Raw genomic sequence first — 14,739 nt, 5'->3', positions numbered from 1 at the left:
TTTTATAAAATGAAAAAAACAATTATCGTTTTTACATTACTCATTTTGGCATTATTGCTACTTTTTCAATTAAGTAAATACACCATCATTTCTGGAGATTTAAAAATAGAATTTGCAATTGCTATAATTGCAATCGTTTTTTTCTTCATAGGTATATATCTTAATAAAAAAAGTCTTCAAAAGCAATCCAAACCTTCACTAGAAATAAATCATAAAAAAATAGAAGATTTAGATATTAGCAAACGCGAGTACGAAGTACTTTTAGGTATTTCAGAAGGATTGTCTAATAAAGAAATCGGAGAGCGACTATTCCTTTCCGAAAGCACCATAAAAACATATGTTTCAAGTCTTCTTTCTAAGTTAGATGCAAAACGAAGAACACACGCCCTTCAAATTGCTAAAAATTACAAAATCATATAAAATATGGGATAAAGTACTAAAGTATGACCACATTTGGTACTTTAGTATGAGTGCATATCGTTGAGTCAGACTTACTTTTGTAGTATATTTTAAATCAATTATAATGAAAAATACCATTATTAAATATGGACTATATGGACTTGTAACAGGCTTTGCTGTTTTCACTTTGCATTTAATTTTTGGTATTAAAAATTTAGACTCTTCCACCAATGAAGTTCTTGGTTATGTTTCAATATTTCTATCACTTTCATTTATTTACTTTGGAATAAAACATTACAGAGATCATGTTAACAATGGTTCTATCTCTTTAGGTAAAGCTATTTTAATAGGTATTCTTATCTCTTTGCTCGTTGGTTTAGGCATTGCAATAGCAGATTTTATTTATACTAAATTTATTAATCCTACTTTTTTTAGTAAATATGAACAGCAATTAATTGACCAAGGAAAGACTGATGAAATTGTAGCATTGACCAGTACAACTGCAGCATTATTCATGCTAGTTCTTGTGACTATTATCGGATTTATTATATCTTTAATTTCAGGATTAATTTTACAGAGAAAAACGAAATAAATTATGACCTATAAAGCTGAATCACCAGAAGAATATATCGATCAACTTCCCGAAGACAGAAAAGCACCAATTACAAAACTAAATGAGCTTATAAAAAAGAATATGCCTAAGGGCTTAGAAGTAGGTATGAGTTATGGTATGTTAGGATATTACGTTCCAAAATCTATTTATCCAGATGGTTATCATTGCAAACCTTTTCCGCCTTTACCCTTTATAAATTTGGCATCTCAAAAAAACTTTATTGCATTATATCATTCTGGTATGTATGCCAAAAAAGAATTATACGATTGGTTTGTAGAAGAGTATCCCAAACATTGTAAATACAAATTAGACATGGGAAAAAGTTGTGTTCGGTTTAAAAAAATGGAAGATATTCCTTATGATTTAATTGAACAGTTATTAGGGAAAATGTCCGTAGAAGAATGGATAGAAATTTACGAAAAGGCAATAAAAAAATAAATAATGTTTCCTGCATAGTTCCAAAAACCTTGTAGGTATTGAGTTTAACTAGATTCCCTGTTTCAAGGGAACGAAAACAAATTTTCGATGAAAAAAAGAGTTACAGGCATTGGTGGATTATTTTTTAAAACTAAAGATCCTAAAGCAACAAAAGACTGGTACAAAAAACATCTAGGTTTTAATACAGATGATTACGGTTGCACCTTTTGGTGGAAAGATAAGCAAGGTAAAGATTGCTCTACACAATGGAGTCCGTTTGCAGAAGACACCAAATACATTGAGCCTTCTAAAAAAGACTTTATGTTTAACTATAGAGTTGAAAATTTAGAAGAATTATTAAAAGCCTTAAAAGAAGAAGGTGTTACTATAGTGGGTAAAATGGAAGAATACGACTATGGGAAATTTGGTTGGATTTTAGACAACGATGGCAATAAAATTGAACTGTGGGAACCCGTTGACGAAGCTTTTCTATAACGTAATTATAATCTTTAATCATTGACCTATTTAGATATACTTCAGTCTTATAATTTAACTGCGCTGCAATGGATTGCTATTAGTTTCGCAGTTTTTTTATTGGGTTTATCCAAATCGGGTATTAAAGGCATTGGTATAATTCTCATTGTAATATTAGCCTTTGTATTTGGAGAAAAAGCCTCTACTGGCATTTTATTACCAATGTTAATTTGTGCAGATATCTTAGCCGTTCTGTATTACAACAGACATGCCGATTGGGGAATTATTAAAAAGCTAATGCCTTGGATGGTTGTTGGTGTGTTAGTTGGTGTTTGGGTTGGTAATGACATCTCTGAATATGTATTTAAAAAACTAATGGCCGTCATTATTATAGTCTCCGTTTTTATAATGTTATTTCTGGAGAGAATAAAATCAACAGAACCACCCAAGAATAAACTTTTTTCTTCTAGCATGGGCTTTTTAGCCGGTTTCACTACTATGATAGGCAATTTAGCTGGTCCTGTTGCTAATATTTATTTTTTAACCATGCGATTTCCAAAAAATGAATTTATTGGTACAGCAGCATGGTTATTTTTTATCATTAATGTTATTAAACTCCCCTTTCATATTTTTATTTGGAAAACCGTTTCTGTAGATACTTTGGTTTTAAATTCAGTCTTAATTCCGGCTGTTCTACTTGGCTTTTTTATAGGTGTAAAAATTGTAAAACGCATATCTAATGTTAACTACAGACGCTTTATATTAATTGTTACTGCTGTAGGCGGATTAGTTATGTTATTGCGATAGCGCTTCAATACTGCATCTACCGCTACCTTATGATTTTTTCACAACTAGGTATATAACACGCTTATTTTACTAACTTTACGGTCTTAACATTAATTAAAAGATATGTCTGAAGAAAATAAAAACTTAGATGAGTCCATTGTAGATTCTGCTAAAGAAGGCTTAGAAACAACAACAGAACATGTAACTGACGCTACAAATGAAGCTATTAGTGAAACTAAAGCAACATTAGATACAGCAAAAGATAAAGCTTCAAACTTGACCAATGATGCCAAAGAAGCCTTAGGTAGCGCCAAAGATAAAGCTAGTGAATTAGCTGATGAAGCTAGTGAAAAAATTAGCGAATTTTCAGATGCAGCCAAAGACAAGGCAGCACATTTAGCAGAAGATGCTAAAGAATCTTATAACGAAGCAAAAGACAAAGCAAAAGAACTTGCAGGTGAAGCTAGTGAGAAAATTAGCGAGCTTACAGATACCGCTAAAGCAAAAGCATCTGATTTAGCAGAAGACGCTAAAGAAACATATTCTGAGGCTAAAGAGAAAGCACAAGAATTTGCAGAAGAGGCTAGCGAAAAGATTAGTGAATTTGCAGACGACGCTAAAGAAAAAGCTTCAAAACTCGCAGATGCTGCAGAAGATAAATTAGAAGATTTAGCAGAAGATGCTAAAGAAACGTATACAGAAGCGAAACAAAAAACAAAAGGCTTCTTCCAAAAGTTGTTTGGTAAGAAATAAAAACTAATCACATTTTTTGCTAACTTTATAGTCTAACCCATACTAATAAATAAAAGAATGTCAGACGATAACAAGAATTTAAGTGATGACCTTGAAGATATGATAGGTGACGCTAAAGAAGGTGTAAAAAAAGCAGGTGATAAAATAAGCCAAAAGGCGAGTGAATTCTCCGATGATGCTAAAGAATTTGCAGATGACGCAAAAAAAGCGGCAAGTGATTTTGCAGACGACGCCAAAGAAGTATTAAGTGATGGTAAAAATGTAGGTATCATTGCTCATATTACTTTCATTGGTTGGGTAATAGCCATTATTATGAACAGCAATAACAAAACGGAATTTGGCTCTTTTTATGTTAGACAAGTGCTAGGTTTCATTATAATAGCTATGGTAACCTCTTGGATACCATTTGTAAATATAGTCATGTGGCTGGTATTACTTGTGGCTTGGATTATGAGTTTAGTGGCTGCTTTAGGTGGCCAAATGAAACCAACTTTTTTACTTGGAAAACAATTTCAAGAATGGTTTAAAGGCATTTAGACATATATAAGTTACAAACCCAGAATAAACGTTCTGGGTTTTTTATTTAAGAATTCCATAGTCTAGTGGTAACGTATCGCCAATACGCTGTTTTCCCATTGCGCCACTAAAATAAATTCCTTCAATTGGTGTATAATTACCATAAATATCTACGTAAAACTCATCAATATCTACCTGCAATTCTGATTGGAAATTTTTAGAATACAATATAGAAACCTTGTCTTTTAAAGTGACCTTTTTAAAATTAGATTCTGCTATTATTTCTATATTAAAGTAAGACCATTCTTTAACCACAAAGCCGTCAAAAAAGATTAAATAGTCTTCTTCCCTTAAATTCTCATTGTATAACGAACGCATAAAATGTTGCACAGAACCCTTATAAACGCGCGCTCTACTCTTCACTGTTTTTGGTTGACCTGAATCCTCTAGGTTCTTATAAAAAGAGGTTCCATAGTAAAAAACCGACTTTACCGTAAATTCTGCTGTTCTTTCATTTACGTAGTTAAAATTAATTTCAAAATCCATTAGGTCATAAGTGATTTTATAATCTAATGCCTTATTTACAATTATGAGCGCCACTTTAGAATCTGCATATAATGCTTTATTCTCCTTATCATATTTTAAAACTAAATCGTCTTCATTTAGTATTTTACATGATTTACCATACTTAGAAACACCTAGAAATTCTTTTCTAAATAGTCTTAGTTTTTGACGTCTTGTTAAACCATCGTCATATGCTATGTGTACCTCATCTAATGCATTATCAGCTTCAACAAGTTCTACGTTTATATGGCTCTTTAACCTGTAGTCTGATATAAAAATCTTTTCGTAACCTAAATATGAAAATACTAACGTGGATTGTACTGCATCTGTATAAGAAATAGAAAACTGTCCATTTTGATCTGTTGTTGTTCCAATGGTGGTATTATCAAAATAAATAGCAACTGTTTCTAAAGGTTGCTGCGTAACCTTATCTATAACAGTACCTGTTAGTGTTTGAGATAAACAATACCAAGGACAAAGGAATAGTAAAAAAAGCCATCTATTTATCATGCTGTTCATGGTTATCCATAAACTTTCGTTCTAATTCTGCCTGAAACTCCTCCATAACTGGTCTCACTGTACTTTCTGGTAAATCTGCAATTTTAATGTACATTAAGCCATCTACAGCATTATTAAACAATGGATCTACATTAAAAGCAACAAGTCTAGCGTTTTGCTTTATATATTTCTTTAATAAAACAGGAAGTCGTAAAGCACCTGGCTCTACCTCATCAATTATTTTATCGAATTTATTTAAATCGGCTTCTGTTTCATCAAATACAAATTCCTTATCTGCATCTTGTAGCTTTACTTTAAATTCTTTTTTAGGATGTACATATTGCGCAACATAAGGATCGTAATAATGTGACTTCATAAACTCAATCATCAAACTTTTAGAAAAATTAGAAAACTGATTACTAATACTCACACCTCCAATAAGATATTTATGCTCTGGATAACGCAATGTGGTATGCACAATACCTTTCCAAAGTAAAAACAATGGCATTGGTTTTTGCTGGTATTCTTTAATGATAAATGCACGTCCCATTTCTATAGATTGGCTCATCATTTTGTGCAATTCTGGTTCAAAACGAAAGAGATCTTGCAAATAGAACCCATCAATACCATAACGTTCAAAAATCTGAGAGCCCAAGCCCATTCTATAAGCACCAGCCATTATATTTTTATCATTATCCCATAAAAACATATGATGATAATAGGTGTCAAACGTATCTAAATCTATGGCTTCATTGGTACCTTCACCGACTTCCCTAAAGGTTATTTCTCTTAATCGCCCAATTTCTCTTAGAATATTAGGTATGTCTTCTGCAGAAGCCAAAAACACTTCATAATTTTTACTTTCTAATAGTCTACAATTTTCTTCTCTTAGTTTATTTACCTCTGCAATCATCACTTCTGGTGCAATTGGAGTAACTATTCGTTTTGGTAATTTTACAGGCTTTAATTGCGATTGTAGATTATCTAAAATTTTTGGCTTATCCTCAAATGTTTTAGACAACATATACGTTTTACGTCTTAAAAAGTCTGAAAAATCTTGTAGGTTACTATGCTCCTTTTGATCCTTTACAGAAATGGGTTTACCCACTCTAACTTTTATAACACGTCGCTTCTGCGTTAACAATTCTGAAGGTAATTTAGCTGTTCTCAGCGTGTCACTTATCTTAGATAGTCTATAAAACAAACGGCTATTTTTAGCATGAAAATAGATTGGTACAACTGGCACTTCTGCTTTTTGTATTAATTTCATTGCTGCAACTTCCCACGCTTTATCTACAACTAATTTGCCATCGCGATACGTAGATACTTCACCTGCTGGAAACACACCCAAAGGATGTCCTTCTCTTAAGTGTAATATGGCATTTTTAAATCCTGCAATACTACTTTTTACATCCTTTCGTTCTTCAAAAGGATTTACTGGCATTATATATGGTTTTAACGGCTCTATTCTATGAAGTAAAAAATTAGCCATAATTTTAAAATCACTACGTTGTTCTATCATTAGTTTTAACAATAGAATCCCATCAATACCTCCAAGCGGATGGTTAGAAATTGTAATATAAGGACCTTCTTTAGGAAGCCGTTTCATATCTTCTTCTGGGATTTCAAACTTAATTTGAAATTCATCCAAAATACCGTCAAGAAATTCTACTTTACTAAGGTGTTTATTGCGATTATACACTTTGTTTAGCGTAGAAATCTTAAGCACTTTCATTAAAATCCATCCAAAAAAGGTGCCTAAAAAACCATACTTATCAGCATGAATTGCTTTAGCGACTTCTTTTGCGGTTACTAAACCTGTATCGGACGTTTTACCCATATAACAAATGTAAGAAAGTTTATTTTGTTACTATCTGTACTGTACCTTGTGTTAATTGCTTCAATAATACTGTTTTATCTTTTTCCAGGTCTTGTATGGCTGCATCATTGTAATGCCTAATGGTGTATAGACTTACATTTTTATGGCTTGTTACATTAAACTTAGCTTTTAGATGTTGTAGCAGTTTTTCTAAATTATCATATAAATTATCAATACATACGGAAAAACTAATTGCAGAATTTTGTATCACATCTACTTTCATTTTATACAAGTGAAGTAAACTAAAAATATCACTTATATTTTCTTCCATAATGTACGAAAAATCTAGTGATGATAATGAAATCAAAACCTGATTCTTTTTCACAATAAAACATGGTACTTCTGGGATTAAGGTTTGGCCTTTGCTTACACATGTACCATCAGCTTTAGGGTTTAGAAACGATTTTACGTATAACGGAATTTCTTTGCGCTGTAAGGGCTGAAGTGTTTTTGGATGTATCACTGAAGCACCATAGAAGGCTAACTCTATAGCTTCTCTATAAGATATTTGATATAACAACTGCGTGTTTTCAAAATATCGAGGATCTGCATTTAAAACGCCTGGTACATCTTTCCATATGGTTACGCTATTGGCGTTTAAACAATATGCAAATATTGCTGCTGTATAATCACTACCTTCTCGCCCTAAAGTTGTTGTAAAATTATTAGAATCGCTGCCTAAAAACCCTTGAGTAATATGTAAAATATTAGCATCTAAATTTGATGCAATATTATCTTGCGTAGCTTCCCAATTAACATTTGCATCCCTGTAATAATTATCGGTTTTTATATACTCTCTGACATCTACCCAATGACTTTTTAAGCCAATTTCGTTTAAATAATGACTAATAATTGTTGTAGAAATTAATTCTCCATAACCAATGACTTGATCATATACATAATTATAATCTGGTGATTTATTACTTCTAAAAAAGGCATTCATTTCATCAAAAAACGCTTTGACATCTGCAAATACTTGATGACGATTATTTGTGAATAAATCCTCTAGAATATCTTGATGACATTTTATGACTTCGTGTATAGAACTTTGTAATTGATCTTTGTTTTCAAAATAATTTTTAATTACCAATTCCATTCTATTGGTTGTTTTTCCCATTGCAGAAATTACAACTAATGTATTCTCATGTCCTGTGGTTTGTAAAACTTTTGCTAAATTTTTTACACCATTAGCATCTTTTACTGATGCGCCTCCAAATTTATAAACTCGCATACACGGTTCTCTTTTAAATGAGATTATTTAATTCAAATTTGATAGATAATTCTCTATGCCTTTTTCATCTAATTGAACTACGTTCCAATCTCGCATTACATTTGCTCCTTTGCTTTGGTAAAATTTAATGGCGTTTTCGTTCCAATCGAGAACTTCCCAACTTACACGTTTTACGCCAATTTGTTTAGCATATGTTACAACAGTATCTAAGAGCTGAGTCCCTAAACCTTTTCCTCTACACGATTCACTAACAATGAGGTCTTCTAAATGTAAAACTTCCCCTTTCCAAGTTGAGTATCTTGGGTAAACTAAGGCAATACCTTCTATAATAGAATCTACTTCTAACACAAAACAAGTAAACTTTGGGTGTGTACCAAAACCATCTTTTTCTAAATCAGAAATACTAATTTCTACAGCATCTGCTTCTTTTTCAAATATTGCCAATTCTTGTATGAGTTCTAAAACTCTTGGCATATCTTGTTTTATTGCTAATCTTGGTTGGCTCATTTTGTGGATTCTATAAAAAAATCAAATATAATTCAACTTAACTGAGATAACAATAATTTTACCTAACGAAAACGTTATAGTTTGTTAAAAAATACGATATTTGCGTGCTACTAATCAATATATTACTTCATGTCTAAAAGAAATCAAACCTTAGGGGAATTTATAATTGAAAACCAAACGTCATTTAAATATTCGTCGGGAGAGCTTTCAAAACTCATTAACTCAATTCGCTTAGCTGCTAAGGTGGTTAATCACGAAGTGAATAAAGCAGGTCTAGTGGATATTATAGGTGCTGCAGGTGACACTAATATACAAGGTGAAGATCAGCAAAAATTAGATGTCTATGCGAATGAAAAATTTATTCAAACGCTAACAAAACGAAACATTGTTTGTGGTATTGCAAGTGAGGAAGAAGACGACTTTATTACCATTAATAGCCAAGATGAAAATCATCAAAATAAATATGTTGTTTTAATTGATCCTTTAGATGGTTCCTCTAATATTGATGTCAACGTTTCTGTAGGTACTATATTTTCAATCTATAGACGTGTAACACCTTTAGGAACACCAGTGTCTATAGAAGATTTTCTTCAAAAAGGAAGTGCGCAAGTTGCAGCAGGTTATGTGGTTTACGGAACATCTACAATGTTGGTGTACACAACAGGTGATGGTGTTAATGGCTTTACGTTAAATCCGGCAATTGGTTCTTATTACTTATCTCATCCAAATATGCAATTTCCTGAAGATGGTAATATCTATTCAGTCAACGAGGGCAATTATTTAGATTTCCCTGTTGGCATAAAAAAATATATAAAATACTGCCAAGAAGATGATGGAGAAAGACCATACACAAGCAGATATATTGGTAGTCTGGTATCGGACTTTCATAGAAATATGATAAAAGGAGGTATTTATATGTATCCTAAAAGCACTAAAAACCCTAAAGGAAAATTGCGTTTATTATATGAGTGCAACCCAATGGCTTTTATTGCAGAACAAGCTAATGGAAAAGCTAGTGATGGCGTAAATAGAATTATGGATATTGAACCAACGGAACTCCATGAACGTGTCCCTTTTATTTGTGGTAGTAAAAATATGGTTGAAAAAGCCGAAGAGTTTGTTAGAAATAACGGATAAACTTAATTTAATAACAATAAAAAAAAGCAACCGAAATTTCGGTTGCTTTTTTTATTTTAAATAGTGTAATATCTATCTATTCATGCCTTTCATTTCTTCAATAAAAGTATCTGTATCTACTTTTTCGTAAGCCAATGCCAAGGCTTTATCTGCAATGTATTTCACATTTTGTGCATGAAAACCTAATCCTACACATAATTTTTCTAACAATGAATGCTGATTAGGCCCTTCAATATCATCTGCCCAAACCATACGAGATAAATCATATAAACGCTCTAAACGTTGTTCATAAGATGTTGGTGGATTAATAGGATGGCTTTTATAATCATTTAGTATTTGATTGTAATCGCTCTCTGTAATATCTAATCTCGTCGCTAAACGATCTAAGAATGCTTTTTCATTATCGGTAATTACACCATCACTCATTGCAACTCTTACTATAGAAGCAAAATGGTCTTCATTACGTTTCTTAAATCCGCTTTCGAATAATTCTGAAAATGACATATTTATATTTTAATTTAAAGTCTATTTATTAATTCTCAACAAATATAATTCTATTCAAAGAATTATCGCTATTGAAAACTTCTAAAATTTTAGCAGCGATTCCTATAGCTTTAAACTTTGATTTATTACAACAGTTTAGGCTATTTTCTCACAATACCATCTATGTTTTTAATTCGTGAGCACAATTCATTTGGTTTTTTTTGAACATTCTAAATGAATAAAATCATGTATTTTTGCACATTCAAAATAAGAAACTTGAGTAAAGTGTCTATTAGCCAAACATTCGCACAGACTTTGCAATTGCAAAATCTGCAAACTTCTATTGGTCAATCCGAAACTAAAACACACATTAAAGGCCTTGTTGGATCTTCATTATCAATAACCATTGCCGAAACTTTTAAAACAACGGACAAACCATTTTTATTGGTGTTTAATGATAAAGAAGAAGCTGCCTTTTATCTTAACGATTTAGAACAACTTATCAATGATAAGGATGTTTTGTTTTATCCAGGAAGCTACAGAAGACCATACCAAATTGAAGAAACAAACAATGCCAATGTCTTATTACGTGCAGAAGTTTTAAACCGAATCAACTCACGTAAAAAACCATGCATTATTGTTACCTATCCTGACGCACTTTTTGAAAAAGTAGTTACCAAAAAAGAACTCGAAAAAAACACCTTAAAACTAGCGGTTGGTAATGAACTAAGTATCGATTTTGTTAATGAGGTATTGTTTGAATATAAATTTAAGCGTGTAGACTTTGTCACAGAACCTGGCGATTTTTCTGTTAGAGGAGGAATTGTAGATGTGTTTTCATTTTCTCATGATGAACCGTACAGAATAGAATTTTTTGGCGATGAAGTAGATAGTATCAGAACTTTTGATGTAGAAACACAATTGTCTACAGAGCGCATTAAAAAAGTGAGCATAATTCCTAATGTAGCTAATAAACTTATTGCAGAACAACGCGAAAGTTTTCTAAAATACATTTCTAGTAAAACGGTTATTTTTTCTAAAAATGCAGCTCATATATTTTCAAGAATTGATGAATTTTACCATAAAGCAGAAGACGCTTTTAAAAACTTAACCACTGATATAAAACATGCCTCTCCAGAAGAATTGTTTTGTAATTCAGAATTATTAAAACGTCAATTTCTAGAATACCCTTTAATAGAGTTTGGCAACGAAGCGTTTTTTGCCAAGCAACTGATAGCATTTTATACCAAACCACAACCGGCTTTCAATAAACAATTTAATTTATTGATAGAAGATTTAAATGAAAACCATGCCAATGGTATAACCAACTATATATCTTGTGTTAGTGAGCAACAAGCTAAACGTTTTCATGATATTTTTGAAGACGCAGATCAAACGGTTCACTACAAAACCGTAGTGCTTTCGCTATATCAAGGCTTTATAGATACGGAGCATAAGATAGCGGTTTATACAGATCATCAAATTTTTGATCGTTACCATAAATTCCATCTTAAAAATGGGTATGCCAAAAAACAAGCTATTACCTTAAAAGAACTCACTAATCTAGAAATTGGAGACTATGTAACGCATATAGATCATGGTATTGGAAAATTTGGTGGTCTACAAAAAATAGATGTTGAAGGCAAAAAACAAGAAGCCATAAAACTAGTTTATGGAGAACGCGATATTTTGTACCTCAGCATTCATTCTTTACATAAAATTACCAAATTTAACGGTAAAGATGGAAAGCCTCCAACGGTTTATAAATTAGGAAGTAAAGCATGGAAAACGTTAAAGCAAAAAACAAAATCTAGAGTAAAAGAAATTGCTTTTAACCTTATTAAACTCTACGCAAAGAGAAAGTTAAAAAAAGGATTTCAATACGCTCCAGATAGTCATATGCAACTCGAGCTAGAAGCTTCTTTTATTTATGAAGATACTCCAGACCAAATAACGTCTACTGCAGATATAAAAGCAGATATGGAAAGTGAAAGACCAATGGACCGACTCATTTGTGGTGATGTTGGCTTTGGTAAAACGGAAGTTGCCATACGAGCGGCTTTTAAAGCTGTAGACAATGGTAAGCAAGTTGCAGTCTTGGTACCGACAACAATATTGGCATATCAGCATTCGCGTACATTTAAAGAACGCCTCAAAGATTTTCCTGTTACCGTAGATTATGTTAATCGTTTTAGAACAGCAAAAGAAAAACGTGAAACTCTAGAAAACTTAGAAAAAGGACGTGTAGATATTATCATAGGTACGCATCAATTAGCAAGTAAAAACGTAAAATTTAAAGATTTAGGTTTGCTAATAGTTGATGAGGAACAAAAATTTGGTGTCGCTGTTAAAGAGAAATTAAGAACGCTAAAAGAAAATGTAGATGTTTTAACATTAACCGCAACGCCTATTCCGAGAACGCTTCAATTTAGTTTAATGGCAGCACGTGATTTATCGGTAATTAATACAGCTCCTCCCAACCGATATCCTATAGAAAGTCATGTTATTCGGTTTGGGGAAGAAACCATTAGAGATGCTGTGAGTTATGAAATACAAAGAGGTGGACAAGTGTTTTTTATACACAATAGAATTGAAAACATTAAGGAAGTTGCTGGTATGATTCAACGTTTAGTTCCTGATGCTAAAATTGCTATTGGTCATGGCCAAATGGATGGTAAAAAACTTGAAAATTTAATGCTCGCCTTTATGAATGGTGAGTTTGATGTATTGGTAAGTACTACGATTATTGAAAGCGGATTAGATGTGCCAAATGCCAATACTATTTTTATCAATAACGCTAATAATTTTGGACTTAGTGATCTACATCAAATGCGAGGACGTGTTGGTCGTAGTAACAAAAAAGCATTCTGTTATTTTATTACACCAGAACATTCTGCAATGACCTCTGATGCCAGAAAACGAATTTCTGCATTAGAACAATTTACAGAATTAGGTAGTGGCTTTAATATTGCCATGAAGGATTTAGAAATTCGTGGCGCAGGAGACCTACTAGGTGGTGAGCAAAGCGGATTTATTAATGATATTGGGTTTGATACGTATCAAAAAATCTTAAATGAAGCGATTGAAGAATTAAAAGAAACCGAATTTTCTGATTTATATAAAGATGACGGGAAACCTAAAGAGTATGTAAAAGAGATCACTATAGATACTGATTTTGAATTACTTTTTCCGGATGATTATATTAACAATATTACCGAACGACTTAATCTCTACACGAAATTAAACGCTATAAAAACCGAAGAAGAACTGCATTCGTTTGAATTAGAAATCACGGATCGATTTGGTGAAATACCAACACAAGTTTCAGATTTATTTGATAGTGTACGCTTAAAGTGGATTGCAACTAAAATGGGTATAGAAAAATTGATTATGAAACAAGGAAAAATGATTGGTTATTTTGTTCAAGATCAGCAGAGTGGTTTTTATCAAAGTCCAGCGTTTACTAAAGTGTTACAGTTTGTTCAACACAATGCTGGTCTATGTAAAATGAAAGAAAAACAAACAAGAAAAGGCTTACGTTTATTACTAACTTTCGATAATATAAAGTCAACGAAACAAGCATTAGCAGCACTATCTGATATGCAATGAGAGATAAAAGCCATATAAACAACTTATTCATTCTCATTATTGCCACCATTTGCCTAAGTACGTCTGGTCCTTTAGGCAAATTCATAGACATGCCAACAGGTGTAATCATTTGGTGGCGATCTATATTGGCTGCCATTTTAATATTTATATTTTGCTTAATAAAAGGCATAAGTCTTAAGATAAATACTAAAAAAGATCGTATTACTTTTGTTATAGCCGCAATTTTAATGGGAGCACATTGGATAACCTATTTTTTAGCACTAAAGCGCTCTAATGTTGCTGTAGGTATGATTTCGTTATTTACCTTTCCGGTCATTATTGCCTTGTTAGAACCTTTCTTTTCAAAAACTAAATTAGATCCAATTCATATAATTTTAGGTGTTATGGTGCTTCTAGGTATCTATTTTTTAGCACCAGAATTCGACTTTCAAAATAATTATTTACAAGGGATTCTATTTGGTTTAATCTCTGCTGTATGTTATGCCATAAGAATTCTAATGTTAAAAGAACAAGTTGCTCGTTATAACGCAACAATGCTTATGTTTTATCAAGTCATCATAGTGTCAGTACTACTTTTTCCTGTTTTATTTTTTATGGACACGTCTCATATTGCAACGCAGTATCCATATATTATTTTACTCGCCATTGTGACAACTGTGATTGGCCATACGTTGTTTGTAAACAGTCTGCAATACTTTAAAGCGAGTACTGCAAGTATAATTGGTAGTACACAACCCGTATTCGGAATCATAATTGCATTCTTTTTCTTGAATGAAATACCAACATTACATACATTTGTTGGAGGCGCATTAATTTTGGCTACTGTTATTATAGAAAGTGTAAGATCTAAAAAGCAATAATTTCATAAACAAT

The 14,739-nt window shown here is 32.2% G+C and carries 15 protein-coding genes; 10 read left to right on the top strand and 5 right to left on the bottom strand.

What is annotated here, in order from left to right; genetic code table 11:
- Positions 1–9: 9 nt before the first annotated feature.
- The 7 genes from HNV08_RS16380 (at position 10) to HNV08_RS02105 (ending at position 3,979) form a co-directional block, all read left to right on the top strand.
- Complete coding sequence (locus HNV08_RS16380) at positions 10–420, top strand: response regulator transcription factor (RefSeq protein ID WP_173279458.1); 411 nt, start codon at positions 10–12, stop codon at positions 418–420.
- 103 nt (positions 421–523) lie between these two features.
- Positions 524–991, top strand: coding sequence for a DUF4199 domain-containing protein (locus HNV08_RS02130; protein ID WP_173279457.1), 468 nt, complete (start codon positions 524–526; stop codon positions 989–991).
- Between the two features lie 3 nt (positions 992–994).
- Positions 995–1,450, top strand: coding sequence for a DUF1801 domain-containing protein (locus tag HNV08_RS02125; RefSeq protein WP_173279456.1), 456 nt, complete (start codon positions 995–997; stop codon positions 1,448–1,450).
- A gap of 87 nt (positions 1,451–1,537) precedes the next feature.
- Complete coding sequence (locus tag HNV08_RS02120) at positions 1,538–1,924, top strand: VOC family protein (RefSeq protein ID WP_173279455.1); 387 nt, start codon at positions 1,538–1,540, stop codon at positions 1,922–1,924.
- 21 nt (positions 1,925–1,945) lie between these two features.
- On the top strand, positions 1,946–2,710 hold the full coding sequence (locus tag HNV08_RS02115) for a sulfite exporter TauE/SafE family protein (RefSeq protein WP_173279454.1): 765 nt from the start codon (positions 1,946–1,948) through the stop codon (positions 2,708–2,710).
- A 102-nt stretch (positions 2,711–2,812) separates the two neighbouring features.
- The gene (locus tag HNV08_RS02110) at positions 2,813–3,442 is read left to right on the top strand and encodes a hypothetical protein (protein ID WP_173279453.1); all 630 of its coding nucleotides are present in this window, start codon (positions 2,813–2,815) and stop codon (positions 3,440–3,442) included.
- Positions 3,443–3,499: 57 nt separating this feature from the next.
- A complete protein-coding gene (locus tag HNV08_RS02105; RefSeq protein ID WP_173279452.1) occupies positions 3,500–3,979 on the top strand; it encodes a YtxH domain-containing protein in 480 nt (159 codons plus the stop codon).
- A gap of 42 nt (positions 3,980–4,021) precedes the next feature.
- Here the strand turns inward: HNV08_RS02105 and HNV08_RS02100 are convergent, their stop codons facing one another.
- From HNV08_RS02100 to HNV08_RS02085, 4 genes are read right to left on the bottom strand one after another with little or no spacing between them, the layout of a single operon-like run.
- Positions 4,022–5,032, bottom strand: coding sequence for a carboxypeptidase-like regulatory domain-containing protein (locus HNV08_RS02100; protein WP_173279451.1), 1,011 nt, complete (start codon positions 5,030–5,032; stop codon positions 4,022–4,024).
- Positions 5,022–6,860, bottom strand: coding sequence for a GNAT family N-acyltransferase (locus HNV08_RS02095; protein WP_173279450.1), 1,839 nt, complete (start codon positions 6,858–6,860; stop codon positions 5,022–5,024). The genes HNV08_RS02100 and HNV08_RS02095 overlap by 11 nt, the downstream gene beginning before the upstream one ends.
- Positions 6,861–6,879: 19 nt before the next feature.
- Positions 6,880–8,130 carry an aspartate kinase gene (locus HNV08_RS02090; RefSeq protein ID WP_173279449.1) on the bottom strand — a complete coding sequence of 417 codons (1,251 nt, stop codon included), beginning with the start codon at positions 8,128–8,130 and terminating at the stop codon, positions 6,880–6,882.
- A 27-nt stretch (positions 8,131–8,157) separates the two neighbouring features.
- Positions 8,158–8,637, bottom strand: a complete 480-nt coding sequence (locus HNV08_RS02085) for a GNAT family N-acetyltransferase (RefSeq protein WP_173279448.1) — start codon at positions 8,635–8,637, stop codon at positions 8,158–8,160.
- Positions 8,638–8,766: 129 nt separating this feature from the next.
- Here HNV08_RS02085 and fbp point away from each other — a divergent pair, with 129 nt between their 5' ends.
- A complete protein-coding gene (fbp, locus tag HNV08_RS02080) occupies positions 8,767–9,774 on the top strand; it encodes a class 1 fructose-bisphosphatase (protein WP_173279447.1) in 1,008 nt (335 codons plus the stop codon).
- Positions 9,775–9,846: 72 nt separating this feature from the next.
- Here fbp and HNV08_RS02075 read toward each other — a convergent pair whose 3' ends face one another.
- A complete protein-coding gene (locus HNV08_RS02075) occupies positions 9,847–10,278 on the bottom strand; it encodes a tellurite resistance TerB family protein (RefSeq protein ID WP_173279446.1) in 432 nt (143 codons plus the stop codon).
- A 255-nt stretch (positions 10,279–10,533) separates the two neighbouring features.
- Here HNV08_RS02075 and mfd point away from each other — a divergent pair, with 255 nt between their 5' ends.
- Positions 10,534–13,866: a transcription-repair coupling factor gene (mfd, locus tag HNV08_RS02070; RefSeq protein WP_173279445.1), complete on the top strand. Its 3,333-nt coding sequence runs from the start codon at positions 10,534–10,536 to the stop codon at positions 13,864–13,866.
- Positions 13,863–14,726: a DMT family transporter gene (locus tag HNV08_RS02065; protein ID WP_173279444.1), complete on the top strand. Its 864-nt coding sequence runs from the start codon at positions 13,863–13,865 to the stop codon at positions 14,724–14,726. The genes mfd and HNV08_RS02065 overlap by 4 nt, the downstream gene beginning before the upstream one ends.
- The last annotated feature ends 13 nt before the right edge of the window (positions 14,727–14,739 follow it).

Origin of the sequence: Winogradskyella eckloniae, assembly GCF_013249045.1 — a bacterium.
Taxonomy (GTDB): Bacteria; Bacteroidota; Bacteroidia; order Flavobacteriales; family Flavobacteriaceae; genus Winogradskyella; species Winogradskyella eckloniae.
The sequence above is the reverse complement of the archived record's forward strand: the minus strand, read 5'-3'. Positions and strand labels throughout refer to the sequence as shown.